Genomic DNA, 24,594 nt, shown 5'->3' on the forward strand with positions numbered 1-24,594 from the left:
AGTTAATCACCTTAAGGGATATCAGTTATGTTTAAACTGAATTAAAGTAATGAATAATTTTCTTATAATATAAGGTAAATTAACAAAATGGCTTCGCATTTAACAACAACCGAAGAGAAAACAACCATTTCGACATCAACAATCGCTTACATTCGCTTATATATTGACCACAACTGATACATCAGATTATGTGATGACTCGTACTTAGATCAATTTTTGCAATCATTAGCAAAAAGATTAATAAACCATCTATATCAATTTATCCAACCTATTCTGCCGTTCAAGAAATCGCCGAACAGTTATTTTTAACAAATTTTTCTCTTCCCATTGACTTTCCCGGACACCTTGTCTGACCTAAGGTGCGCGAAAGCCACTTTTTCCTTCCTGAGTTATCCACAAAGTTATGCACTTGCAAGAGGGCCATTTTCACACTATCTTGCAGTGAATCCCAAACATACCCCCTATATATAGTGTTCTAAGCAGCTTCCCGTACTACAGGTAGTCTGCACGAAACTATTGCGGAAAGAATTCCAAAAACAGGTACGACATACATGAATCAGAATCTGCTGGTGACAAAGCGCGACGGTAGCACAGAGCGCATCAATCTCGACAAAATCCATCGCGTTCTGGATTGGGCGGCAGAAGGACTGCATAACGTTTCGATTTCCCAGGTCGAACTGCGCTCCCACATTCAGTTTTATGACGGTATCAAGACCTCTGACATCCACGAAACCATTATCAAGGCTGCCGCAGACCTGATCTCCCGTGATGCGCCGGATTATCAGTATCTCGCCGCGCGCCTGGCAATCTTCCACCTGCGTAAAAAAGCCTACGGCCAGTTTGAGCCGCCTGCGCTGTACGACCACGTGGTGAAAATGGTCGAGATGGGCAAATACGATAATCATCTGCTGGAAGACTACACGGAAGAAGAGTTCAAGCAGATGGACACGTTTATCGATCACGACCGTGATATGACCTTCTCTTATGCTGCCGTTAAGCAGCTGGAAGGCAAATATCTGGTGCAGAACCGTGTGACCGGCGAAATCTACGAAAGCGCCCAGTTCCTTTATATTCTGGTTGCCGCGTGCCTGTTCTCGAACTACCCGCGTGAAACGCGCCTACAATACGTGAAGCGTTTTTACGACGCGGTTTCCACATTTAAAATTTCGCTGCCGACGCCAATCATGTCCGGCGTGCGTACCCCGACTCGTCAGTTCAGCTCCTGCGTACTGATCGAGTGCGGTGACAGCCTGGATTCCATTAACGCCACCTCCAGCGCGATTGTTAAATACGTTTCCCAGCGTGCCGGGATCGGCATCAATGCCGGGCGTATTCGTGCGCTGGGTAGCCCGATTCGCGGTGGCGAAGCGTTCCATACCGGTTGTATTCCGTTCTATAAGCATTTCCAGACAGCGGTGAAATCCTGCTCTCAGGGCGGTGTGCGTGGCGGTGCGGCTACGCTGTTCTACCCGATGTGGCATCTGGAAGTGGAAAGCCTGCTGGTGTTGAAAAACAACCGTGGGGTGGAAGGCAACCGCGTGCGTCATATGGACTACGGGGTACAAATCAACAAACTGATGTATACCCGTCTGCTGAAAGGTGAAGATATCACTCTGTTCAGCCCATCCGACGTACCGGGGTTGTACGACGCGTTCTTCGCCGATCAGGAAGAGTTTGAACGCCTGTACACCAAATATGAGAAAGACGACAGCATCCGCAAGCAGCGTGTGAAAGCCGTTGAGCTGTTCTCGCTGATGATGCAGGAACGTGCGTCTACCGGTCGTATCTATATTCAGAACGTTGACCACTGCAATACCCATAGCCCGTTTGATCCGGCCATCGCGCCAGTGCGCCAGTCTAACCTGTGCCTGGAAATCGCCCTGCCGACCAAACCGCTGAATGATGTCAACGACGAGAACGGTGAAATCGCGCTGTGTACGCTGTCTGCTTTCAACCTGGGCGCAATTAATAGCCTGGATGAACTGGAAGAGCTGGCGATTCTGGCGGTACGCGCACTCGACGCGCTGCTGGACTATCAGGATTACCCGATCCCGGCCGCCAAACGTGGAGCGATGGGTCGTCGTACGCTGGGTATTGGTGTGATCAACTTCGCTTACTACCTGGCGAAGCACGGTAAACGCTACTCCGACGGCAGCGCCAACAACCTGACGCATAAAACCTTCGAAGCCATTCAGTATTACCTGCTGAAAGCCTCTAATGAGCTGGCGAAAGAGCAAGGCGCGTGCCCGTGGTTTAACGAAACCACTTACGCGAAAGGGATCCTGCCGATCGATACCTATAAGAAAGATCTGGATGCCATCGCTAATGAGCCGCTGCATTACGACTGGGAAGCACTGCGTGAGTCAATCAAAACGCACGGTCTACGTAACTCCACGCTTTCTGCTCTGATGCCGTCCGAGACCTCTTCGCAGATCTCTAACGCCACTAACGGTATTGAACCGCCGCGTGGTTACGTCAGCATCAAAGCGTCGAAAGACGGTATTCTGCGCCAGGTGGTGCCGGACTACGAGCATCTGCACGACGCCTATGAACTGCTGTGGGAAATGCCGGGTAACGATGGCTATCTGCAACTGGTGGGTATCATGCAGAAATTTATCGATCAGTCGATCTCTGCTAACACCAACTACGATCCGTCACGCTTCCCGTCAGGAAAAGTGCCGATGCAGCAACTGCTGAAAGACCTGCTCACCGCCTACAAATTCGGGGTCAAAACGCTGTATTATCAGAACACCCGTGACGGCGCTGAAGACGCGCAGGACGATCTGGTACCGTCAATCCAGGACGATGGCTGCGAAAGCGGCGCATGTAAGATCTGATATTGAGATGCCGGATGCGGCGTGAACGCCTTATCCGGCCTACGGCTCGGTTTGTAGGCCTGATAAGACGCGCCAGCGTCGCATCAGGCACAGGATGCGGCGTAAAATGCCTTATCCGGCATTAAACTCCCAACAGGACACATTCATGGCATATACCACCTTTTCACAGACGAAAAATGATCAGCTGAAAGAACCGATGTTCTTTGGTCAGCCGGTCAACGTGGCTCGCTACGATCAGCAAAAATATGACATCTTCGAAAAGCTGATCGAAAAGCAGCTCTCTTTCTTCTGGCGTCCGGAAGAAGTTGACGTTTCTCGTGACCGTATCGATTACCAGGCACTGCCTGAACACGAAAAACACATCTTTATCAGCAACCTGAAATATCAGACGCTGCTGGACTCCATTCAGGGTCGCAGCCCGAACGTGGCACTGCTGCCGCTGATCTCGATCCCTGAACTGGAAACCTGGGTCGAAACCTGGGCGTTCTCAGAAACCATTCACTCTCGTTCTTATACCCATATCATTCGTAATATCGTTAACGATCCGTCCGTTGTGTTTGATGATATCGTCACCAACGAGCAGATCCAGAAACGTGCGGAAGGGATCTCCAGTTATTACGATGAGCTGATCGAAATGACCAGCTACTGGCATCTGCTGGGCGAAGGTACCCACACCGTTAACGGTAAAACCGTAACCGTTAGCCTGCGCGAGCTGAAGAAAAAACTGTATCTCTGCCTGATGAGCGTTAACGCGCTGGAAGCGATCCGCTTCTACGTCAGCTTTGCTTGTTCCTTTGCCTTTGCAGAACGCGAACTGATGGAAGGTAACGCCAAAATTATTCGCCTGATTGCCCGCGATGAAGCCCTGCACCTGACCGGTACTCAGCATATGCTGAATCTGCTGCGCAGCGGCGCGGATGATCCGGAGATGGCGGAAATTGCCGAAGAATGTAAGCAGGAATGCTATGACCTGTTTGTCCAGGCGGCACAGCAAGAGAAAGACTGGGCGGATTATCTGTTCCGTGACGGTTCGATGATTGGTCTGAATAAAGACATTCTCTGCCAGTACGTTGAATACATCACCAATATCCGCATGCAGGCAGTCGGTTTGGATCTGCCGTTCCAGACTCGCTCCAACCCGATCCCGTGGATCAATACCTGGCTGGTGTCTGATAACGTGCAGGTTGCTCCGCAGGAAGTGGAAGTCAGTTCTTATCTGGTCGGGCAGATTGACTCGGAAGTGGACACCGACGATTTGAGTAACTTCCAGCTCTGATGGCTCGCATTACCCTGCGCATCACTGGCACACAACTGCTGTGCCAGGATGAACACCCTTCCCTTCTGGCGGCGCTGGAATCCCACAATGTGGCGGTTGAGTACCAGTGCCGCGAAGGTTACTGCGGTTCCTGTCGCACGCGCCTTGTTGCAGGCCAGGTGGACTGGATTGCCGAACCGTTAGCCTTTATTCAGCCGGGGGAAATTTTGCCTTGTTGTTGCCGGGCAAAAGGCGATATTGAAATCGAGTTGTGATCGGGTACTAGCGCCAGATACGACGCTTACGCGTATTATCTGGCCTACAACGATTACATGGCGTAGTAATACGCTTTCACCTGCTCCCAGTCCGCTTTGGGGATCGGCTCCAGATATTTTTCCAGCTGGCGGAAGTCATGATTAATCGCTTTATCGCGACGCAAGCGGCGACGACTTTTCTCCAGATCAAGAAATCCAGCTTCTGCCTTACCTTCTGTTTTCACATAGATATGGCGAACATAGCAACAGCCATGCTGACGATTAACGCTATGCATTTTCTTAAACGCCAGCGCCACTGCTTTCAACATGGCTTGCCGTACTTCGTCAGAATAGGGCGTTACTGCATGCCGGGCATACCAGTCAGCAATGCTGATGAACCCCGCCATATCTTCAGTCACCAGCAACGCGCGCCATTCCCCCTCAATTTTCACCGCTTCACCAAAAACAATCTTCGGCACGATGACACCAGCCCGCTCCAGTTCTTTAATTACCGCAACCTCACGGACAATCGTTGGTCGGCCGAACGGATAACGTACGGAATGAAACAGATGATGCGTCATGCGCTTTACATATAGCTTTTTGCCGTTGCGCTCGACGCATTGCACCCCGCTCATACCATTACGGCGATAGTTAGGCTCTTCAACCCAGTCGCCCTCTGTTGCCCACCAGTGATTAAATTCGTCGTGCTTTGCTGAAACTGCCATACCCTATCGCCTGTCATTTTTTATTTACGACAATGACTATAGGTGGTTACCTGCGAAAAATCTTAATGAAACGTGTCGTATTAATGAATTTCTTTTGCCACTACTAGCGCGACACCGCTTTTACCCTTCATTTGCAGCGCATAGACTCCGCCAGCCACTACCACTAATAGTGCACCCAGCAGATAAATCATTCGGTAGCCAGTATGTGCAACCATCATCCCCATCACACAGGCTCCCAGCGCCAGGCCTGCATCCATCGCATTGAAGAAGAGGGAGTTTGCGACACCGATTTTATGCGGTTCCACTGAACTGATAATCTGCGTCTGAAAAACTGGCGTCACGGAACCATACCCGATACCAATCAATGCGCCAGAAACAACCATCATTATGCTTCCCTGGGTGTAGCCGAGAACCACCAGTCCTACCGTAAAGAACACAAGGCAAGGGTAAACCACATATTTCGGTCCTTTTTTGTCGCAGACATTGCCGGTAAAGGTACGGCAAATCATCAGGAAGATAGCGTAGCAAAGCAGGAAATTACTGGCTGCCGACATCAGGTTAAGTTCGCGTGCATAAAGCGCCAGAAAAGCAGAAACCCCGGCATACGAAAAGGTCATAAAAAAGGTGACCATCGCAAATGGCAACGCCGCGCGATCGAACATGGCGGCGAAGCCCATTTTCGGCGTTGAACCATCAGCATGGCTGATAACCGGCGGCACTGTCATAATCAGCGACAGAATAATCCCCACCGCTGCCACGCCGGTGCATAGCCAGAAAGCCAGATTAAAGCCTTCCCAGCGCGCCATATTCAGACCAATCCACGGCCCGACCACCATTGCCAGCCCCATTGCCAGAGAAAAAAAACTGATGCCCTCCCCACGTCGGGAGGCCGGGATCAGCCGCGCGGAAATCGTTCCTTTTACCGTAGTGATAACCCCGAAGGTAATACCATGAAGCACCCGAATAAAAAGCAGTGATTCAATTGAGTGGCAAAAAGGATACAGCGCAGTGACCACCAAAAAGGCCAGAGAAGAGAGCCCCAGAATAGTTTTATTCGAATATTTACCTACCCATTGCCCGGCAAAGGGGCGAATAACAATGGCGGCAATTAAAAATAAAGTCACCAACAAACCTGCTTTATCAGGAGAGGCATGCAAGCGGTCTGAGATATAAATTGGCAACAATGTTAGTAAAACATAAAAGACGAAGAAAATAATAAAGCTGATGATGGTTATTGCCCAAAAATCCTTCGTCCATAACTTCTCTTTCATACCCTACCGCCTGTCAGGATGACGCACGCAGACAACACTCCCGTTACTGCGGTTGCGTCAAATTGTGATGTACTTTGCAGAACAGAAGTATAAATGGCGGCACGCTATTAGAGAAATTAATCGTTTTAATATTATTGATTAGCAAACTCTAATGACTCTTACTCAAATAAATTCTTTACTCGCCGTGCTGGATTACGGTGGCTTTACTGAAGCCAGCAAGCGATTGTTCATGACGCAGTCGGCGGTAAGTCAGGCAATTGCTGCCCTCGAACAAGAACTTGGCGTGAGTATACTGTTACGCGATCGCCGTAAAGCTATACAACTGACCGCAGCAGGTCATCGCATTGTGCATCATCTGCGCGCCATTAATCGGGAAGTGAACGCAGTAAAAGAGATAGCCGAGCAGGAAAAGCAGAACCCTCAAAGAACGCTGAGACTTGGTTGTTTCCCCAGCGTCTGCGCCTGTATCTTACCGGCTGTGATTCGCTACTTTGAAATTCATCATCCGAATATAAAAATTATTCCTTTTGAGGAAAATAGCACAGCGATTATTGATTCCCTTCAGAATGAATCCATTGATGCCGGTTTTGTTCATTTTCCGGTGAGCGGAATGTACTCCGTGCCCATTTATCAGGATAAATTCACCGTAGTGTTACCGCCCAACCATGCTCTGGCAAAAAACAGCACTATTACAGTGGAAGAGTTAATGGGTGAACCATTAATTATTAGTAAAGGACGCTATGAATTAAGCATTATGGCACTATTTAAAGAAAAGAATATTACCCCACAGATAAAATATGAATTTAATCACCCGGATACAGCGATCAGTTTTATTCGACAGGGATTAGGCATCGCCTTATTACCAGAGTTAACGCTGAAAACCATTGCAGATGAATTGTGTTCCGTTCCTCTCGAACCAAACTTCTATCGACAGATTTCGTTGCTGGCTAAAGAAAAGCCGGTAGAAGGCAGTCCACTGTTTTTACTGCAAATGTGCACGGAACAATTAGTGGAGATTGGAAAAATTTGATGTGAGACAGGATGGCGCATGAACGCCATCCTGCAATAGCATTACTCTTTATTAAGGAATTTTACTGCCTTATCAGGGAAATCAGTAAACAGCCCATTTACACCCGCTTTGTTATACAGAGCATCATATAACTGATTCACATCAGTAGTGTATTCAGGCAGCTTATCTGACCGCACGGTGTAAGGATGCACTACCAGTTTATTCTGCTGAGCATCTTGCACCATGCCAGTGAGTTTGATATTACCTGGCTGCGATGTCTCCTCAATCAACATATGATAATCCGGACCAATACCATCAGCATATTCCGCCACCTGTTTCATGGCCCCCGGCTTAAACATCCAGTCGTAGTTGTAATTAACCCAGCTTCCGTCCGGCTGTTTCTGCTGAGTTTCGTTCCAGTCGGTATAGGCAATCAGCTGTACCAGATTGAGGTCCATGCCCATTTTAGGTTCCAGCTCATTCTTAATACGCTTCAGTTCATCGGCATCAAAACATTGCAAATAAACTTTGTCGTCCTTACCGCTGTAACCATATTTCTTCAGCACTTCCAGCGTTTTAGCCGCAATATCCTTCCCTTCCTGATGATGGAACCACGGCGCTTTAATTTCTGGATAGATACCGATATTTTTCCCGGTAGAGTGATTTAACCCCTGAACAAATTCAATCTCTTCTTCGAAAGTGTGTACCCGGAAGTCAGATTTACCCATCGGGAAACGCCCCGGATAAGTCTGTACTTTCTTACCGTTTTCAATATCGAAACCTTCGGTAAATTTCAGCGACTTAATTTCATCGAGCGTGAAATCTATCGCGTAGTAACGACCGTCTTTGCGCGCCCGATCCGGGAAACGATCGGCAACATCAGTAACACGATCGAGATAATGGTCATGCAGGACAACCAGATGGTCGTCCTTCGTCATCACCAAATCCTGTTCCAGATAATCCGCTCCCTGCGCATACGCCATCGCTTTTGCTGGCAGCGTATGCTCCGGCAAATATCCACTGGCACCGCGATGGGCGATGACTATTTTTTCGTTGCTATCCGCCGCCATTGCACTGCTTCCCATGATCATTCCACTCATCATGATCGCCATGCTAAGGTTTTTTAGCGTCAATTTCATGCCATTAGCCTCCGTTGCGTTTTTGCAGTAATTCCTGATGGCGACGTTTTTCGCCAATCATCACAACAATCAACAAGATAACCGCGAGAATGCTGCCGCCAATCATTACCATAAAGCCGCCATCCCAGCCGAAGAAGTCCACGGTGTAGCCAACAATCGCGCTCGCCGCCACCGAACCGCCCAGGTAACCAAACAGTCCGGTAAAGCCCGCTGCCGTACCTGCCGCTTTTTTCGGTGCCAGTTCCAGCGCATGCAGACCGATCAGCATCACAGGGCCGTAGATCAGGAAGCCGATAACAATCATACAAATCATATCTACGGTTGGGTTACCTGCCGGGTTCATCCAGTAAACGATAGTCGCGATGGTCACCAGTGTCATAAAGAAGACGCCGGTGGCCCCACGGTTGCCACGGAAGACTTTATCCGACATCCAGCCGCACAGCAGGGTGCCCGGAATGCCCGCATACTCATAGAAGAAGTAGGCCCAGGAGGATTTATCCAGCGCGAAGTGTTTCACCTCTTTCAGATAAGTCGGTGACCAGTCGAGGATGCCGTAACGCAGCAGATAAACGAACACGTTGGCGATAGCGATGTACCACAGCAGTTTGTTCGGCAGCACGTACTGCATGAAGATTTGCTTCGCCGTCAGCTCCTGTTCCGCTTTTTCGTTATAGTCGTCCGGATAATCATTTTTGTACTCTTCGATCGGCGGCAGGCCACAAGATTGCGGGGTATCGCGCATCATCGCAAAGGCGAACAGTGCCACCAGAATGGCGCAGAAAGCGGGCATATAGAGCGCCGCGTGCCAGTCATTGAACCAGGCCATCCCCAGCAGGAACAGCAGCGGCGGAATACCACCACCGACGTTGTGTGCACAGTTCCACACTGACACAATGCCGCCACGTTCTTTCTGCGACCACCAGTGCACCATAGTACGACCACACGGCGGCCACCCCATCCCCTGGAACCAACCGCAGAGGAACAACAGTACAAACATCACCGCGATGCTCGACGTCGCCCACGGCACAAAGCCCATAAACAACATCACTGCCGCCGCCAGAATCAAACCTGCGGGCAGGAAAACGCGTGGATTCGAGCGATCTGACACCGAGCCCATGATGAATTTCGAAAATCCATAAGCAATCGAGATCCCCGAAAGGGCAAAACCTAAATCACCGCGTGAGAAGCCCTGCTCGACCAGATAAGGCATAGCGAGGGCAAAGTTCTTACGAACCAAATAGTAAGCAGCATAACCAAAGAATATCCCCAGGAAAATTTGCCAGCGCAATCGACGATAAGTCGGATCGATCTCCGCGGCAGGTAAGCGCGCTTTGTGTGGCGCTGGTTTAAAAATACTCAACATTGATAGCCTCCGTGGCCCGTGGTCTTATTTATGATTAACAGCCTGATTCAGTGGGAGAACCTGCCGTTTCTTGAGTTGCCGCGATGTTAAGAAAACATTCATAAATTAAATGTGAATTACCGCACACATTATTAAATACGATGGGTTAAATGTTCATAATGACGCATGAAATCACGTTTCACTTTCGAATTATGAGCGAATATGCGCGAAATCAAACAATTCATGTTTTTACTATGGCTAAATGGTAAAAAACGAACTTCAGAGGGATAACAATGAAAACTCGCGACTCGCAATCAAGTGACGTGATTATCATTGGCGGCGGTGCAACGGGAGCCGGAATTGCCCGCGACTGTGCCCTGCGCGGGCTGCGCGTGATTTTGGTTGAGCGCCACGACATCGCAACCGGTGCCACCGGGCGTAACCACGGCCTGCTGCACAGCGGTGCGCGCTATGCGGTAACCGATGCGGAATCGGCCCGCGAATGTATTAGTGAAAACCAGATCCTGAAACGCATTGCACGTCACTGCGTTGAACCGACCAACGGCCTGTTTATCACCCTGCCGGAAGATGACCTCTCCTTCCAGGCCACTTTTATCCGCGCCTGCGAAGAAGCAGGGATCAGCGCAGAAGCTATAGACCCGCAGCAAGCGCGCATTATCGAACCTGCCGTTAACCCGGCACTGATTGGCGCGGTGAAAGTTCCGGATGGCACCGTTGATCCATTTCGTCTGACCGCAGCAAATATGCTTGATGCCAAAGAACACGGTGCGGTTATCCTTACTGCTCATGAAGTCACGGGACTCATTCGTGAAGGCGCGACGGTGTGCGGCGTTCATGTACGTAACCACCTCACCGGCGAAACCCAGGCACTTCATGCGCCTGTCGTGGTTAATGCCGCCGGGATCTGGGGGCAACATATTGCGGAATATGCCGATCTGCGCATTCGCATGTTCCCGGCGAAAGGATCGCTGCTGATCATGGATCACCGCATTAATCAGCATGTGATCAACCGCTGCCGCAAACCTTCCGACGCCGATATTCTGGTGCCTGGCGATACCATTTCGCTGATTGGCACCACCTCTTTACGTATTGATTACAGCGAGATTGACGATAATCGAGTGACGGCAGAAGAAGTTGATATTCTGCTGCGTGAAGGGGAAAAACTGGCCCCCGTGATGGCGAAAACGCGTATTTTGCGGGCTTACTCTGGCGTGCGTCCGCTGGTTGCCAGCGATGACGATCCAAGCGGACGTAACGTCAGCCGTGGCATCGTGCTGCTCGATCATGCTGAACGCGATGGTCTGGACGGGTTTATCACCATCACCGGTGGCAAACTGATGACCTACCGCCTGATGGCGGAATGGGCTACTGACGCGGTGTGTCGCAAGCTGGGCAACACGCGCCCCTGTACCACTGCCGACACGCCGTTGCCTGGCTCACAGGAACCGGCAGAAGTCACGCTGCGCAAAGTGATCTCCCTGCCCGCTCCGCTGCGCGGTTCCGCAGTTTACCGGCACGGCGATCGCACACCAGCCTGGCTGAGCGAAGGCCGCCTGCACCGCAGCCTGGTATGTGAGTGCGAAGCGGTAACTGCGGGTGAAGTGCAGTACGCAGTAGAAAATTTAAACGTTAACAGCCTGCTGGATTTACGCCGTCGTACCCGTGTAGGGATGGGTACCTGCCAGGGCGAACTCTGCGCCTGCCGGGCTGCCGGACTGCTGCAACGGTTTAACGTCACGACGTCCGCGCAATCTATCGAGCAACTTTCCACCTTCCTTAACGAACGCTGGAAAGGCGTGCAACCCATAGCATGGGGAGACGCACTGCGCGAAAGCGAATTTACCCGCTGGGTTTATCAGGGACTGTGTGGTCTGGAGAAGGAGCAGAAAGATGCGCTTTGATACTGTCATTATGGGCGGCGGCCTCGCCGGATTACTCTGTGGCCTGCAACTGCAAAAACACGGCCTGCGCTGTGCCATTGTCACTCGTGGTCAAAGCGCGCTGCATTTCTCATCCGGTTCGCTGGATTTGCTGAGCCATCTGCCGGATGGTCAACCGGTGACAGACATTCACAGTGGACTGGAATCTTTGCGTCAGCAGGCACCTGCCCATCCTTACACTCTTCTCGGGCCACAACGCGTACTCGATCTCGCTTGCCAGGCGCAGGCATTAATCGCTGAAAGCGGTGCACAATTGCAGGGCAGCGTAGAACTGGCTCACCAGCGGGTTACGCCACTCGGCACTCTGCGCTCAACCTGGCTAAGTGCGCCAGAAGTCCCCGTCTGGCCGCTGCCCGCGAAGAAAATATGTGTAGTAGGAATTAGCGGTCTGATGGATTTTCAGGCGCATCTTGCGGCGGCTTCGTTGCGCGAACTCGACCTTGCCGTTGAAACCGCAGAAATTGAATTGCCGGAACTGGATGTGCTGCGCAACAACGCCACCGAGTTTCGCGCGGTGAATATCGCCCGTTTCCTTGATAATGAAGAAAACTGGCCGCTGTTACTTGATGCGCTTATTCCTGTCGCCAATACCTGCGAAATGATCCTGATGCCCGCCTGCTTCGGCCTGGCCGATGACAAACTGTGGCGTTGGTTGAATGAAAAACTACCTTGTTCACTGATGCTTTTGCCAACGCTGCCGCCTTCCGTGCTGGGCATTCGTCTGCAAAACCAGTTACAGCGCCAGTTTGTGCGCCAGGGTGGCGTGTGGATGCCAGGCGATGAAGTGAAAAAAGTGACCTGTAAAAATGGCGTAGTGAATGAAATCTGGACGCGCAATCACACCGATATCCCGCTGCGCCCACGATTTGCGGTGCTTGCGAGCGGCAGTTTCTTTAGCGGCGGACTGGTGGCAGAACGTGACGGCATTCGCGAGCCGATTCTCGGCCTTGATGTGCTACAAACCTCCACGCGGGGTGAATGGTATAAGGGCGATTTTTTTGCACCGCAACCGTGGCAGCAGTTCGGTGTAACCACTGATGAGGCACTACGCCCGTCGCAGGCAGAGCAAACCATTGAGAACCTGTTTGCCATCGGTTCGGTGCTGGGCGGATTTGATCCCATCGCCCAGGGATGCGGCGGCGGTGTTTGTGCCGTCAGTGCTTTACATGCCGCTCAACAGATTGCCCAACGCGCAGGAGGTCAACAATGAACGACACCAGCTTCGAAAACTGCATTAAGTGCACCGTCTGCACCACCGCCTGCCCGGTGAGCCGGGTGAATCCGGGATATCCGGGGCCAAAACAAGCCGGGCCGGATGGCGAGCGTCTGCGTTTGAAAGATGGCGCACTGTATGACGAGGCACTGAAATATTGCATCAACTGCAAACGTTGTGAAGTCGCCTGCCCGTCCGATGTGAAGATTGGCGATATCATCCAGCGCGCGCGCGCGAAATATGACACCACACGCCCGTCGCTGCGCAATTTTGTGTTGAGTCATACCGACCTGATGGGTAGCGTTTCCACGCCGTTCGCACCAATCGTCAATACCGCTACCTCGCTGAAACCAGTGCGGCAGCTGCTTGATGCGGCGTTAAAAATCGATCATCGCCGCACGCTACCGAAATACTCCTTCGGCACGTTCCGTCGCTGGTATCGCAGCGTGGCAGCCCAGCAAGCGCAGTATAAAGACCAGGTGGCTTTCTTTCACGGCTGCTTCGTTAACTACAACCATCCGCAGTTAGGCAAAGATTTAATTAAAGTGCTCAACGCAATGGGTACCGGTGTACAACTGCTCAGCAAAGAAAAATGCTGCGGCGTACCGCTGATCGCCAACGGCTTTACCGATAAAGCACGTAAACAGGCAATCACAAATGTAGAGTCGATCCGCGAAGCAGTGGGAGTAAAAGGCATTCCGGTGATTGCCACCTCCTCAACCTGTACATTTGCCCTGCGCGACGAATACCCAGAAGTGCTGAATGTCGACAACAAAGGCTTGCGCGATCACATCGAACTGGCGACCCGCTGGCTGTGGCGCAAGCTGGACGAAGGCAAAACGTTACCGCTGAAACCGCTGCCGCTGAAAGTGGTTTATCACACTCCGTGCCATATGGAAAAAATGGGCTGGACGCTCTACACCCTAGAGCTGTTGCGTAAAATCCCGGGACTTGAGTTAACGGTGCTGGATTCCCAGTGCTGCGGTATTGCAGGTACTTACGGTTTCAAAAAAGAGAACTACCCCACCTCACAAGCCATCGGCGCACCACTGTTCCGTCAGATAGAAGAAAGCGGCGCAGATCTGGTGGTTACCGACTGCGAAACCTGCAAATGGCAGATTGAGATGTCCACAAGTCTTCGCTGCGAACATCCGATTACGCTGCTGGCCCAGGCGCTGGCTTAAACTCCTTTCTGATGCCCGGTAAGCATGTTGTTACCGGGCATTTTTGCGTACACGATTCCGTGCCCAATGTATGCGTTGCAACGCAGTGAAAATTCCTCTGAAAACGTCTCGCAAAGGCTAAAACTGGCAGATGTCAAAGGCCTGGGATAACCGTAATGTCGCGTCATCATAAATATCAGGTGACGGACAACCATGACCGAATCAACAACCTCCTCCCCGCATGATGCGGTGTTTAAAACCTTTATGTTCACACCCGAAACCGCACGGGATTTTCTGGAAATACATCTACCAGAGCCGCTGCGCAAGCTTTGCAACCTGCAAACCTTACGCCTGGAACCCACCAGTTTTATTGAAAAAAGTTTACGCGCTTACTACTCGGATGTTTTGTGGTCCGTGGAAACCAGCGACGGTGACGGTTATATCTACTGCGTGATTGAACATCAAAGCTCTGCAGAAAAGAATATGGCTTTTCGGCTAATGCGCTATGCCACTGCCGCCATGCAGCGTCACCTGGATAAAGGCTATGACAGAGTTCCGCTGGTGGTGCCATTGCTGTTTTATCATGGCGAAACCTCGCCCTACCCGTACTCACTCAACTGGCTGGATGAGTTTGACGATCCGCAACTTGCCCGGCAGTTGTACACCGAAGCTTTTCCGTTGGTGGATATCACCATCGTACCTGACGATGAGATTATGCAACATCGGCGTATAGCTCTGCTTGAACTGATTCAAAAGCATATTCGCGACCGCGATTTAATCGGTATGGTCGACAGGATCACCACGCTTTTGGTTAGAGGCTTCACTAATGACAGCCAGCTACAAACGCTGTTTAATTATCTGCTGCAATGCGGCGATACCTCCCGTTTCACCCGTTTTATTGAGGAGATTGCCGAACGTTCACCACTACAAAAGGAGAGATTAATGACTATTGCTGAACGGCTACGGCAGGAAGGACATCAAATTGGCTGGCAGGAAGGTAAAATTGAAGGTTGGCAGGAGGGGAAATTGGAGGGTTTGCAGAAAGGCAAAGTAGAAGGTATGCATGAACAAGCCATTAAAATTGCCTTGCGCATGCTGGAACAGGGCTTTGAACGTGAGATTGTGCTGGCGACAACCCAACTCACTGATGCTGATATTCCGAACTGTTATTAAAAGGAGAGATTAATGACTATTGCTGAACGGCTACGGCAGGAAGGACACCAAATTGGCTGGCAGGAAGGTATGCGTAAACAAGCCATTAAAATTGCTTTGCGCATGCTGGTACAGGGCATTGATCGTGACCTGGTGCTCGCAGCCACCCAGCTAAGCGAAGCCGATCTGGCAGCGAATAACCACTAATTAACACAGGCCCACAGCCGATCCCCATGGGCCTTTGATATCAATAATTACCTTTTATGCGTGGCCCATTTTTGCCTGATTTAAACATCGCCAGTCGTTGATCCAGGGCATCGCTGTAGAGCATCGTGTCAACGCCAACAGCGACAAAGTTCGCTCCCCACGCCAGGCATTGCTGCGCCATATCAGGAGCCACAGCCAGAAAACCAGCCGCTTTACCCGCAGCACGGATCCGCCGAATACTGGTTTCAATAATTCGCTGCACTTCCGGGTGCCCGGCGTTATCCGGGTAGCCCAACGAGGCAGAAAGATCCGCAGGTCCAATAAACACGCCGTCAATCCCTTCGACGTCGAGGATTTCGTCCAGGTTATCCAGTGCTGTTTTACTTTCCACCTGCACCAACAGACAAAGCGAATCGTTGACTTGCGCCATGTAATTCTCAATGCGTCCCCAGCGCGCAGCCCGTGCCACACTGGCCCCGACACCACGCTCACCGTAGGGAGGATAGCGCGTGGCAGACACCACCTGACGTGCCTGATCGGCAGTATCGACCATCGGGATCAGTAGAGTTTGCGCGCCAATATCCAGGACTTGTTTAATCAGCGACTTACTGCCTTCCACCGGACGGATCACGGGTTGGCTGGCATAGGGCGCTACCGCCTGTAGCTGGTGATAAAGATCCTGAATGGTGTTTGGCGCGTGCTCCCCGTCAATCAGTAACCAGTCATAACCGGAAGTGGCGGCAATTTCTGCCATATAAGAAGTAGTCGAGCTTAACCACAGACCAATTTGCACTTCGCCCTTGCGTAAACGTTCTTTAAAGGGATTGGTTAATAATGCGTTCATCGTGTTCCTTAACCTATTAATGATGTGCCACGTCGGTCTGCGCAACAGTGCGATTTACACGCAGAGTGAAAATAATCAGCGAACCGATGACCGCCACCGCTGCCAGCGTCAGTAATCCCGCCGCATCGCTGGCAAATAACGTTTCTGCTTTCACGCGCAGGATCGGGGCAATAAACCCGCCCACTGCACCAAACAGGTTTACAAAACCAATCCCCGCAGCCAGCGCCGTACCGGAAAGCAGTTGTGTCGGCATCGTCCAGAACACCGGCTGCACGGCAATAAACCCGATGGCTGCAACACACAGCGCTACGATCGCCATTACTGGAGAAAGCAGCCCGGACAGACCAATACCAATGCCCGCCGCCAGTAATGTCAGCGCCGCGACATTACGCCGTTCGCCGGTTTTATCGGAATAGCGCGGAATAAGCCAGGTCCCAAACAATGCCGCGACCCACGGAATGGCGGTGACCACCGACGCCGTAAAGCCCACTTTTGTCCCCAACAATGCAGCAACTTGCGTCGGCAGGAAGAAAATTAATCCGTAAACCGCCACCTGAATGGTCAGGTAGATAATCGCCAGTTGCCAGACTCGCCCATTACGCAGCGCATCGCTCAGTCGAGAAGTCACTTTCTGTTGTTCTTCACTTGCCAGTTGATTGATAAGCAATTTTTTTTCTTGTTTACTCAGAAAACGTGCCTGCTCCGGTGTGTCATCAAGCCAAAAGAATGTGAATACCCCAGCGCCGACTGCCAGCAATCCTTCAATCACAAACATCCAGAACCAGCCGGGATGCCCCATAAATCCATGCATCTCCAGCAGCGCGCCGGAAAGCGGTGATCCCAGTGTTAACGCCAGCGGTGCGCCCATATAGAACAGCCCCATGATGCTGGCGCGATTACGCTGCGGAAACCATTGCGAGGTGAGATAAATCATACCAGGGAAAAACCCGGCCTCCGCAGCACCAAGCAGAGTGCGAACGATCAGAAATTTCGCTTCAGTATCGGCCCATGCCATGGCTGCCGAAAGAAATCCCCACAGCAGTGTTGTCGTGCCAATCCAGGTTCTTGCCCCCAGTTTGCGCATCAAAAGATTCGCCGGAACACCCAGAAACGCGTATACCACAAAGAAAATGCCTGCTCCCAGCGCATAAGCTTCATTACTCAGCCCGGTATCAATCTGGTAGGTTTGTTTGGCAAAACCGATATTCGAACGGTCGAGAAACGCCAGCACATACAGCGCCAACATAAACGGAATTAAACGCGCACGGTTTTTCTTCACCACGGCATCAAGCAAAGCGGTGCTCATAAAAAGCTCCTTAGAATATGTGGGCATTACCGTTGTCACAGCAACGCCCGGAGTGATTAGTGGCTGTAGGGGCGTTTCAATTTGCAGTCACGATTGAGTTCGACGCCGAAACCAGGTTTATCAAGCACTGATTTATGAATACGACCATTCACCGGAACCGGCTCATTAAGCAGAATCGGATCAAATTGCGGACGCATCGTTGAACAATCCGGGCTGGTCATCAGGAATTCGCTGAATGGCGTATTGGTGAAGGTGATCACCGCATGGTGAGAGTAAACAGACGAACCGTGCGGCACCACCAGTTGCCCTCTGGATTTGGCGATTGCGGCAATTTCCACCAGCGTGGTTAAGCCACCGCACCAGCCAACATCCGGCTGCATAATGTCGATACCGGTTTCTGAAAGCGTACGGAAAGATTGCAGTGTGCCGTGATGCTCACCGCTGGTGACCATCATTCCGACTGGCGCGTTGCGTTTCAGTTCGCGATAACCTTCATACTGCTGTGGCGGCAGGCACTCTTCGATCCATTTCAGGTTATAGGGCGCGCAAGCGTGGGCCAGCTTGGTGGCATAGTTCACGTCCTGACTCATCCAGCAGTCGAGCATTAACCAGAAATCCTCACCGCATTTTTCACGCATATCCGCGACCATAGCGGCATCTTTGCGGATCCCCGCATCGCCATCATGTGGCCCCCAGTGCGTCGGCATTTTGCCACCGATAAAGCCCATCTCTTTTGCCAGATCCGGGCGCGCGCCTGTAGCGTAGAACTGAATCTCATCACGAACTGCGCCGCCTAAAAGTTTATAAACCGGAAGCCCGACCACTTTGCCGAACAGATCCCACAGAGCCAGATCGACACAGGAAATCGTATTCATCACCAGGCCACCAGAGCCGGAGTAATACAGGGTGGCATTGAGCATTTGATCGTGGATCAGTTTGATATCACTGACGCATTTACCCTCAATGAAACGGTTAAGATGTTTTTCGACAATAAAACAGCCCATTTCACCGGCTGTCGAAACAGCGAATCCGGTCTGGCCGTTTTCTGCTTCAACTTCAACAATCAACGTGCCAAGAACGTTAATGCCAAATGACTGGCGGGACTGCTCGTATTCGCGGTATTTACTCATCGGGGTGGCAATATGATCATCAATCCAGTGATTTGCCCCCTGGTCGTGATAATCACCGCCGCCAGCGCCTTTTTCTGCTGTCGCACCGCCAGTAAACCAGGCGCGAACCTGTTTGATTTTTGGTAGGGTCATGATGTTCTCCATTGTTATGAGGCCTGTAAGTCAAAGGGACTTTTCCATCCCAACAGACGTGAAATATCCCTGGCGCAGGCAATGGCCTTGCCCGCCAGATAATCACGGTATTCTTCATTGATTTGTAAGCGGGTACCGACCACCGAAATCGCAGCGGTAAGCTCGTTATTGGCGTTAAACACCGGCGCAGCGACACAACGGACATCGGCATAATCTTCGCCGTTGTCATAACTCCAGCCCTGACGGCGAATACGCGCCAGTTCTTCGTGAAGTTGCTGTGGATGAGTAATCGTTGTGGGTGTCGCCTGCTCCCAGACCAGCCCTTCGATAATACTTTGCTGTACAGCTGCAGGTTGCCAGGCAAGCAGGCATTTACCTATTCCGGAGCGATAAAGCGAAAGGCTTTTTCCTTCATGGGAACGCACGCTGATAGTGGCTGATGACTCCACTTTCAAAATGTAATAAGCGCTGCCGTTATCAATAATCTCCAGGTGACATAACAGCCCGGTGGTATCCATCAGTTGCGTCAAACGCGGTCGAGCCAGTTCCCGGAGATCCATCTTGCTTAACGCATGACCGGAAAGCTCCACCAGCTTGGTCCACAAACAAAAATTTTCCTGGTGATCAAGGCTAAGAAAACGCTGACGCCTGAGTTCATTAAGCAGCAAATAGGCCGTGCTTTTAGGGATCCCCAATGTGTCAATGATCGTCGCAGCACTACAGGGGCCAATGCGGGCAATCAAATTGAGAATATCAATAGCCCGTGTCAGGGCGGGAACTTTGCTTGATTCCAACATACTGGACTCCAGTCTTAGATACTGGAATCAGTCTCGTTGCTCAGGGGGAGTAAAATTGTGAAGCGCATCAAATCCCACTCCTCGTCCAGCGGACTGGAGAAATTACGCACAAATTTGTGAATCAGCGCACGGATTTTTTCTTATTGAGTACAACAGGTTGGACAAATTTCGCCGGAGGGGGAATGTGCCGGTGCAGTAAACCGGCACAGAGTGGCGGAATCAGACAGATAAAGTCATGGACTCAACAACCTCAATCCAGCCATGCTCACTGGCGATGTCCTGACCGTTTAACCAACGGCGCAGCATATTCAGTGCCATCATTGCGCACACTTCCTGACGGATAGCCAGGCTGTAGCGTGTAGTGCTGAAACGTACACGCAGAGCGAAAGTGCCATCTGGCGTGGCTAGCGCAAAGTTGAGATGCTCGTTCTCGAAACCCGAAACAGCCAGTGCCAGCCCGGCAAAATGGTTGGCCCGCCGTTCTGTAATCCAGTGCGCAGTTTGCGCCAGGGTTTCTTCCTGTGAAGGAACCACTTCACACGCCAGCAATGGAGCACCTGCGCGAGAAAGTTGCAAAGCCAATAAACCGCTGGTGAATTGCTCGCTCAACGTCAGGCTGAACTGGCGGTTTTGCAATTCGCGACTGATCTGCGCGGGCAGTCCTTCGGTGCCTTCGAAAATCACGCTCTGTCCGGCAACACGTTTAACGTCCAGCCACAGTTTTTCCATAGCCTGTTGCTCGCTTGCCGGTCCGGTGAGTTTCAGTTCGATAATCGGCATAGAAGAGCGATAGCCCATTGTTACGCCCGGCGGCAATTGTAGAGTGTCCAGGCTTTGTGCCAGATCGCTTTCCGAACGACCAAAGGTAGTCAAACGCAGGCAAACCGGCGGCTGCGGTAAAGAAAAACGCTCGCGCAGGCGCGGCAGGATTTCGTGCTCGACCATCACCTTAAATTCTGACGGTACGCCGGGGGTAAAGAACATCAGGCAACGATTAAGCTGCACGGCAAAACCACAGGCGGTGCCTACCGGGTTATTGATAAATTCAGCACTGGCAGGTAGCTCCGCTTGTTTACGGTTGCTCGGTGCCATTACTCGTCCACGTTCGTGGAAATAGCGTTCCATCTCTTTGAGCCAGGCTTCATGCAACACCAGGCCTTCACCTTTTGCTGTCGCAGCGGCGAGTGCGCTTAAATCATCACTGGTCGGCCCCAGCCCGCCGTTAACGATCAGCACATCGGCGTGCTGACTACGTTCGCGAAGAATGGTGACTAAGTCATCAAGGTTATCCCCCACCGTATTGCGGCGAGTTAAAGGCAACCCCTGATGAAAGAAAAAATCGGCCAGCCAGGCAGCGTTAGTGTCAACGATTTGCCCGTGTAACACTTCATCCCCGGTGGATAACATTTCCACTTTTAACATGGTTATCTCCTGCTTTTGTTATCGAATCACTATAACGCAAAGGGAGATAAGGCGTAGTAAGAAACTGAATGGCGCGGCAGAATGCCGCGCCGGAAGGGATCAGAAACTGGCGTTAACCCCAACATACGGGCCGTCAGCCACTGCGTTGTCGCGGTTACCGTCTTTACCAGAAAGGTTCAGGTAGCGATAACCCGCCTCAATGCTGACTGGACGCATAATGGTGTAACGCGCGCCAGCATTCGCTTCCTCATAACTTTGAATACCGCTGGAGAGCGAATCCGGAGAGTAGTAATACTCGCCAAACAGACGGAAGCTGTTGCCAATTTTCCACTGCAAACCACCTCCTACCGCTGCGGCATAACCTTCATCGCCGTAATTCGGGTTGGTGTAAACGCCTTTTCCGCCAACGGTCGCCATTAACGGCCCGAGAGGTAGATTCAACCCCAGCCCCACGCCCGCGACGTCACCGTCGTCGTCGTTATGTGTCCAGTTACCGCTTAACGCCAGGCCCGTTGATTCAGTCCCAAAACCGACACCAATATTGGTGTATTCTTTACCCGCCTGGCCGCTGATGCTCATTGCATTGACCGATGCAGAAACCAACAGCATTCCGGCCAGACCTGCTAGCGCAATTTTTTTCATTTCCCCTCTCCCACAAGCAATAAATCAAAATTCCCAAAGCTGCGGGATTGTACTGCCTGGCACAGAGGATTCAATGAGCGAAAAAAGGGATCTAGTCACTTATTGTAACTAAATACTTCTTAAATAATTAAACGCCGAAAAAATAAACATACTTTATCGATACACACAAAAATAATAATAAGTGCCGTTATCATCGCAAAAGAGATTACTGTCACTTTCACATATTTCTGAGTTACCGTATTCTCATGGTTTCTTTTTATTTATAAGGAATACCCCTGTGCGACAACGGACTATTGTATGCCCTTTGATTCAAAATGATGGTGCTTATTTGCTGTGTAAAATGGCCGACGATCGCGGCGTTTTCCCCGGTCAATGGGCGCTTTCGGGTGGCGGCGTAGAGCCTGGCGAACGAATTGAAGAGGCACTACGCCGCGAAATTCGCGAAGAACTGGGAGAACAGCTGCTTTTGACAGAAATCACGCCGTGGACCTTCAGCGATGATATTCGCACCAAGACGTATGCAGATGGTCGCAAGGAAGAGATTTATATGATTTACCTGATTTTTGACTGCGTTTCTGCCAACCGAGAAGTGAAAATAAACGAAGAGTTTCAGGACTACGCGTGGGTAAAACCTGAAGATCTGGCGCACTATGATTTGAATGTCGCCACCCGAAAAACGTTACGTTTGAAAGGTCTTCTGTAACAATGATGACAGCCATTACTGGCTGTCAGATTGAAAATTTAGTGGTTAACGAATTCCCCATCCAGATAAACTTTGCCTTTTTCCACATGCATGACTAAACCATCCAGATAATCAGGTTTAAATGTCGCATCACGCTTATCTTTAGCAATATATGTCAGGCAATGATTATGGGTGAAAATAACGATATTTTTATCAGGCGCTTTGCTTTGTAAGTCCTTAATTGCACTATAAATCTCATTACCGCACTGAAGAAGTCGTTTATCTACCGTCAGCTTTTTACCCGCTGAAAACCAGGTCGCCGACTGAATGGTCCGGACGGTATTACTGGAATAAAGATCGAAATCAGGGATATCAGCACTAAAAGCGTTGCCCAGTTCACGGGCATCCTGGGTACCTTTAACCGTAATACCTGTTTTATCTGACAAGCATTGGTTGGTTGAACGATCGCAACGTTCAGCATGGCGAAACAAAACGACAACCGGATGCTGCTGTGCCAGTCTGGCCAGCGTTTTATTGTCGATACGTGGCAAACCATTGCTACTCCAGGCGGCATGAGTACCCAGTCCGGCAATTGCAGCGAGCGCCAGTAAAATGATGAAATATTTTTTTGACTTCAACGAAGAGCGGCAAAAAGCTAACACGTAAACTCCACCTATAGACAAGCGCAACCAGACAATTACCGTGAAATTGAGCGACATTTCTGGCGATAATTAGCAGTTGGTGTAATATTAAAAATCCTGCGATGCCGGCAAAATGCCTCAAAATTTTGCCAAATGCAAAGCCTAAATAAGAAAAAATATAAAAATTTCAATATTTACGTCTAATATTAGTTTCTTAAGGTTAAGTTAATATTCTATCCTTAAAATTTTGCTCCAAATGGCAAAATATACACAACACTCTTTATAGCAAATATAAGTGGACAGGTATTCAATGGCGGAAGGAAAAGCAATGTCAGAATTTTTGCCTTTTTCGCGACCAGCAATGGGCGTGGAGGAACTCGCTGCAGTTAAAGAGGTTCTCGAATCCGGTTGGATCACAACCGGTCCGAAGAATCAGGCGCTTGAACAAGCCTTTTGCCAGTTGACGGGAAATCAGCATGCCATCGCGGTCAGTTCAGCCACCGCCGGAATGCATATCACGCTAATGGCGTTGGAAATTGGCAAGGGCGATGAAGTGATTACGCCTTCCCTGACCTGGGTTTCAACCCTCAATATGATTTCCTTGTTGGGTGCAACGCCGGTAATGGTGGATGTCGACCACGATACGCTGATGGTCACGCCTGAAGCGATCGAGTCAGCCATTACGCCACGCACTAAAGCCATCATTCCGGTGCATTATGCCGGTGCGCCAGCAGATATTGACGCCATTCGCGCCATTGGCGAACGTTACGGCATCGCAGTTATCGAAGATGCTGCCCATGCCGTCGGTACGTATTACAAAGGCCGACATATTGGCGCAAAAGGTACCGCTATTTTTTCTTTTCACGCCATCAAAAATATTACCTGTGCGGAAGGTGGCCTGATTGTTACAGATAATGAAAACCTTGCCCGCCAGCTACGGATGCTAAAATTTCACGGTCTGGGTGTCGATGCCTATGACAGACAAACCTGGGGCCGTGCACCGCAAGCTGAAGTCTTAACGCCGGGCTATAAGTATAATCTGACCGATATTAACGCCGCGATTGCCCTGACCCAGTTAGCCAAATTAGAGCACCTCAACACCCGTCGGCGCGAAATTGCTCTGCAATATCAGCAAGCACTGGCAGCTCTCCCCTTTCAGCCATTAAGCCTTCCCGCCTGGCCGCACGTTCACGCCTGGCATCTGTTTATTATTCGTGTCAATGAACAACGTTGTGGTATCAGTCGCGATGCGTTGATGGAAGCGTTAAAAGAAAGAGGCATTGGTACCGGGTTACATTTCCGCGCCGCTCACACACAAAAATATTATCGCGAGCGTTTTCCCACGCTGTCGTTACCGAATACCGAATGGAATAGCGAACGCATCTGTTCGTTGCCGCTGTTCCCGGATATGACCACCGCCGATGCCGACCGCGTCATCACAGCCCTTCAGCAACTCGCAGGACAATAAGC

Annotated in this window: 22 protein-coding genes and 1 pseudogene; 11 read left to right on the forward strand and 12 right to left on the reverse strand. The window is 50.7% G+C overall.

Annotated features, from left to right (window positions below):
* Nucleotides 1-280: 280 nt before the first annotated feature.
* The gene (gene ypaB, locus ACJHWK_RS00585) at nucleotides 281-424 is read right to left on the reverse strand and encodes a protein YpaB (protein ID WP_001300064.1); all 144 of its coding nucleotides are present in this window, start codon (nucleotides 422-424) and stop codon (nucleotides 281-283) included.
* A 127-nt stretch (nucleotides 425-551) separates the two neighbouring features.
* Between ypaB and nrdA the strand changes: the two genes are divergently transcribed.
* The 3 genes from nrdA (at nucleotide 552) to yfaE (ending at nucleotide 4,367) form a co-directional block, all read left to right on the forward strand.
* The gene (gene nrdA, locus ACJHWK_RS00590; RefSeq protein ID WP_001075170.1) at nucleotides 552-2,837 is read left to right on the forward strand and encodes a class 1a ribonucleoside-diphosphate reductase subunit alpha; all 2,286 of its coding nucleotides are present in this window, start codon (nucleotides 552-554) and stop codon (nucleotides 2,835-2,837) included.
* A gap of 145 nt (nucleotides 2,838-2,982) precedes the next feature.
* A complete protein-coding gene (gene nrdB / locus ACJHWK_RS00595; RefSeq protein WP_000332037.1) occupies nucleotides 2,983-4,113 on the forward strand; it encodes a class Ia ribonucleoside-diphosphate reductase subunit beta in 1,131 nt (376 codons plus the stop codon).
* Nucleotides 4,113-4,367, forward strand: a complete 255-nt coding sequence (gene yfaE, locus ACJHWK_RS00600) for a ferredoxin-like diferric-tyrosyl radical cofactor maintenance protein YfaE (protein ID WP_000101256.1) — start codon at nucleotides 4,113-4,115, stop codon at nucleotides 4,365-4,367. The genes nrdB and yfaE overlap by 1 nt, the downstream gene beginning before the upstream one ends.
* A gap of 53 nt (nucleotides 4,368-4,420) precedes the next feature.
* On the opposite strand, the gene inaA is transcribed toward yfaE, so the two are convergent.
* A complete protein-coding gene (gene inaA, locus ACJHWK_RS00605; protein ID WP_000301032.1) occupies nucleotides 4,421-5,071 on the reverse strand; it encodes a lipopolysaccharide kinase InaA in 651 nt (216 codons plus the stop codon).
* Nucleotides 5,072-5,151: 80 nt separating this feature from the next.
* The gene (locus ACJHWK_RS00610) at nucleotides 5,152-6,342 is read right to left on the reverse strand and encodes an MFS transporter (RefSeq protein WP_001520889.1); all 1,191 of its coding nucleotides are present in this window, start codon (nucleotides 6,340-6,342) and stop codon (nucleotides 5,152-5,154) included.
* A 151-nt stretch (nucleotides 6,343-6,493) separates the two neighbouring features.
* Between ACJHWK_RS00610 and ACJHWK_RS00615 the strand changes: the two genes are divergently transcribed.
* Complete coding sequence (locus ACJHWK_RS00615) at nucleotides 6,494-7,372, forward strand: LysR family transcriptional regulator (protein ID WP_020233897.1); 879 nt, start codon at nucleotides 6,494-6,496, stop codon at nucleotides 7,370-7,372.
* A gap of 41 nt (nucleotides 7,373-7,413) precedes the next feature.
* On the opposite strand, the gene glpQ is transcribed toward ACJHWK_RS00615, so the two are convergent.
* The gene (glpQ, locus tag ACJHWK_RS00620) at nucleotides 7,414-8,490 is read right to left on the reverse strand and encodes a glycerophosphodiester phosphodiesterase (RefSeq protein ID WP_000779071.1); all 1,077 of its coding nucleotides are present in this window, start codon (nucleotides 8,488-8,490) and stop codon (nucleotides 7,414-7,416) included.
* Nucleotides 8,491-8,494: 4 nt separating this feature from the next.
* Nucleotides 8,495-9,853 (reverse strand): glycerol-3-phosphate transporter, encoded by a 1,359-nt coding sequence (gene glpT / locus ACJHWK_RS00625; RefSeq protein ID WP_000948724.1) that lies wholly within the window; start codon nucleotides 9,851-9,853, stop codon nucleotides 8,495-8,497.
* A 272-nt stretch (nucleotides 9,854-10,125) separates the two neighbouring features.
* Here glpT and glpA point away from each other — a divergent pair, with 272 nt between their 5' ends.
* From glpA to ACJHWK_RS00650, 5 genes and pseudogenes are all read left to right on the forward strand, one after another.
* On the forward strand, nucleotides 10,126-11,754 hold the full coding sequence (glpA, locus tag ACJHWK_RS00630; protein WP_001520893.1) for an anaerobic glycerol-3-phosphate dehydrogenase subunit A: 1,629 nt from the start codon (nucleotides 10,126-10,128) through the stop codon (nucleotides 11,752-11,754).
* Complete coding sequence (glpB, locus tag ACJHWK_RS00635; protein WP_001520894.1) at nucleotides 11,744-13,003, forward strand: glycerol-3-phosphate dehydrogenase subunit GlpB; 1,260 nt, start codon at nucleotides 11,744-11,746, stop codon at nucleotides 13,001-13,003. The genes glpA and glpB overlap by 11 nt, the downstream gene beginning before the upstream one ends.
* The gene (gene glpC, locus ACJHWK_RS00640) at nucleotides 13,000-14,190 is read left to right on the forward strand and encodes an anaerobic glycerol-3-phosphate dehydrogenase subunit GlpC (protein ID WP_001000377.1); all 1,191 of its coding nucleotides are present in this window, start codon (nucleotides 13,000-13,002) and stop codon (nucleotides 14,188-14,190) included. Before glpB ends, glpC begins: the two co-directional genes overlap by 4 nt.
* Nucleotides 14,191-14,382: 192 nt before the next feature.
* On the forward strand, nucleotides 14,383-15,342 hold the full coding sequence (locus tag ACJHWK_RS00645) for an ISNCY family transposase (RefSeq protein ID WP_000140566.1): 960 nt from the start codon (nucleotides 14,383-14,385) through the stop codon (nucleotides 15,340-15,342).
* Nucleotides 15,343-15,528: pseudogene (locus ACJHWK_RS00650) on the forward strand (hypothetical protein); the annotation flags it as partial.
* A gap of 40 nt (nucleotides 15,529-15,568) precedes the next feature.
* On the opposite strand, the gene yfaU reads toward ACJHWK_RS00650, so the two are convergent.
* The 6 genes from yfaU to ACJHWK_RS00680 all read right to left on the reverse strand — a co-directional run bounded on the left by yfaU (nucleotide 15,569) and on the right by ACJHWK_RS00680 (nucleotide 21,801).
* The gene (yfaU, locus tag ACJHWK_RS00655; RefSeq protein ID WP_000992991.1) at nucleotides 15,569-16,372 is read right to left on the reverse strand and encodes a 2-keto-3-deoxy-L-rhamnonate aldolase; all 804 of its coding nucleotides are present in this window, start codon (nucleotides 16,370-16,372) and stop codon (nucleotides 15,569-15,571) included.
* 16 nt (nucleotides 16,373-16,388) lie between these two features.
* Nucleotides 16,389-17,678, reverse strand: coding sequence for an MFS transporter (locus tag ACJHWK_RS00660; RefSeq protein WP_001328560.1), 1,290 nt, complete (start codon nucleotides 17,676-17,678; stop codon nucleotides 16,389-16,391).
* A gap of 56 nt (nucleotides 17,679-17,734) precedes the next feature.
* Entirely contained in the window at nucleotides 17,735-18,940 is a 1,206-nt protein-coding gene (gene rhmD / locus ACJHWK_RS00665) for an L-rhamnonate dehydratase (RefSeq protein WP_001520901.1), read from the reverse strand.
* A gap of 14 nt (nucleotides 18,941-18,954) precedes the next feature.
* Nucleotides 18,955-19,737: an IclR family transcriptional regulator gene (locus ACJHWK_RS00670; protein ID WP_170886228.1), complete on the reverse strand. Its 783-nt coding sequence runs from the start codon at nucleotides 19,735-19,737 to the stop codon at nucleotides 18,955-18,957.
* A gap of 219 nt (nucleotides 19,738-19,956) precedes the next feature.
* Nucleotides 19,957-21,159, reverse strand: a complete 1,203-nt coding sequence (locus ACJHWK_RS00675) for a nicotinamide mononucleotide deamidase-related protein YfaY (protein WP_000921656.1) — start codon at nucleotides 21,157-21,159, stop codon at nucleotides 19,957-19,959.
* A 99-nt stretch (nucleotides 21,160-21,258) separates the two neighbouring features.
* The gene (locus tag ACJHWK_RS00680) at nucleotides 21,259-21,801 is read right to left on the reverse strand and encodes a YfaZ family outer membrane protein (protein ID WP_000717009.1); all 543 of its coding nucleotides are present in this window, start codon (nucleotides 21,799-21,801) and stop codon (nucleotides 21,259-21,261) included.
* A 277-nt stretch (nucleotides 21,802-22,078) separates the two neighbouring features.
* Between ACJHWK_RS00680 and nudI the strand changes: the two genes are divergently transcribed.
* The gene (gene nudI, locus ACJHWK_RS00685) at nucleotides 22,079-22,504 is read left to right on the forward strand and encodes a nucleoside triphosphatase NudI (protein WP_001303598.1); all 426 of its coding nucleotides are present in this window, start codon (nucleotides 22,079-22,081) and stop codon (nucleotides 22,502-22,504) included.
* A gap of 38 nt (nucleotides 22,505-22,542) precedes the next feature.
* Here nudI and ais read toward each other — a convergent pair whose 3' ends face one another.
* Nucleotides 22,543-23,145, reverse strand: a complete 603-nt coding sequence (gene ais / locus ACJHWK_RS00690) for a lipopolysaccharide core heptose(II)-phosphate phosphatase Ais (protein ID WP_001306469.1) — start codon at nucleotides 23,143-23,145, stop codon at nucleotides 22,543-22,545.
* A 307-nt stretch (nucleotides 23,146-23,452) separates the two neighbouring features.
* On the opposite strand from ais, the gene arnB reads away from it, so the two are divergent.
* Nucleotides 23,453-24,592 (forward strand): UDP-4-amino-4-deoxy-L-arabinose aminotransferase, encoded by a 1,140-nt coding sequence (arnB, locus tag ACJHWK_RS00695; RefSeq protein ID WP_024166496.1) that lies wholly within the window; start codon nucleotides 23,453-23,455, stop codon nucleotides 24,590-24,592.
* Nucleotides 24,593-24,594: the final 2 nt, after the last annotated feature.

The organism is Escherichia sp. WS547 (assembly GCF_046486065.1).
Classification (GTDB): Bacteria; Pseudomonadota; Gammaproteobacteria; order Enterobacterales; family Enterobacteriaceae; genus Escherichia; species Escherichia coli.

What these genes read in the sequence shown, in the direction of transcription:
- ypaB (WP_001300064.1), bottom strand. Translation starts at nt 424, where the DNA reads ATGGCCCTCTTGCAAGTGCATAACTTTGTGGATAACTCAGGAAGGAAA.
- nrdA (WP_001075170.1), top strand. Translation starts at nt 552, where the DNA reads ATGAATCAGAATCTGCTGGTGACAAAGCGCGACGGTAGCACAGAGCGC.
- nrdB (WP_000332037.1), top strand. Translation starts at nt 2,983, where the DNA reads ATGGCATATACCACCTTTTCACAGACGAAAAATGATCAGCTGAAAGAA.
- yfaE (WP_000101256.1), top strand. Translation starts at nt 4,113, where the DNA reads ATGGCTCGCATTACCCTGCGCATCACTGGCACACAACTGCTGTGCCAG.
- inaA (WP_000301032.1), bottom strand. Translation starts at nt 5,071, where the DNA reads ATGGCAGTTTCAGCAAAGCACGACGAATTTAATCACTGGTGGGCAACA.
- ACJHWK_RS00610 (WP_001520889.1), bottom strand. Translation starts at nt 6,342, where the DNA reads ATGAAAGAGAAGTTATGGACGAAGGATTTTTGGGCAATAACCATCATC.
- ACJHWK_RS00615 (WP_020233897.1), top strand. Translation starts at nt 6,494, where the DNA reads ATGACTCTTACTCAAATAAATTCTTTACTCGCCGTGCTGGATTACGGT.
- glpQ (WP_000779071.1), bottom strand. Translation starts at nt 8,490, where the DNA reads ATGAAATTGACGCTAAAAAACCTTAGCATGGCGATCATGATGAGTGGA.
- glpT (WP_000948724.1), bottom strand. Translation starts at nt 9,853, where the DNA reads ATGTTGAGTATTTTTAAACCAGCGCCACACAAAGCGCGCTTACCTGCC.
- glpA (WP_001520893.1), top strand. Translation starts at nt 10,126, where the DNA reads ATGAAAACTCGCGACTCGCAATCAAGTGACGTGATTATCATTGGCGGC.
- glpB (WP_001520894.1), top strand. Translation starts at nt 11,744, where the DNA reads ATGCGCTTTGATACTGTCATTATGGGCGGCGGCCTCGCCGGATTACTC.
- glpC (WP_001000377.1), top strand. Translation starts at nt 13,000, where the DNA reads ATGAACGACACCAGCTTCGAAAACTGCATTAAGTGCACCGTCTGCACC.
- ACJHWK_RS00645 (WP_000140566.1), top strand. Translation starts at nt 14,383, where the DNA reads ATGACCGAATCAACAACCTCCTCCCCGCATGATGCGGTGTTTAAAACC.
- yfaU (WP_000992991.1), bottom strand. Translation starts at nt 16,372, where the DNA reads ATGAACGCATTATTAACCAATCCCTTTAAAGAACGTTTACGCAAGGGC.
- ACJHWK_RS00660 (WP_001328560.1), bottom strand. Translation starts at nt 17,678, where the DNA reads ATGAGCACCGCTTTGCTTGATGCCGTGGTGAAGAAAAACCGTGCGCGT.
- rhmD (WP_001520901.1), bottom strand. Translation starts at nt 18,940, where the DNA reads ATGACCCTACCAAAAATCAAACAGGTTCGCGCCTGGTTTACTGGCGGT.
- ACJHWK_RS00670 (WP_170886228.1), bottom strand. Translation starts at nt 19,737, where the DNA reads ATGTTGGAATCAAGCAAAGTTCCCGCCCTGACACGGGCTATTGATATT.
- ACJHWK_RS00675 (WP_000921656.1), bottom strand. Translation starts at nt 21,159, where the DNA reads ATGTTAAAAGTGGAAATGTTATCCACCGGGGATGAAGTGTTACACGGG.
- ACJHWK_RS00680 (WP_000717009.1), bottom strand. Translation starts at nt 21,801, where the DNA reads ATGAAAAAAATTGCGCTAGCAGGTCTGGCCGGAATGCTGTTGGTTTCT.
- arnB (WP_024166496.1), top strand. Translation starts at nt 23,453, where the DNA reads ATGTCAGAATTTTTGCCTTTTTCGCGACCAGCAATGGGCGTGGAGGAA.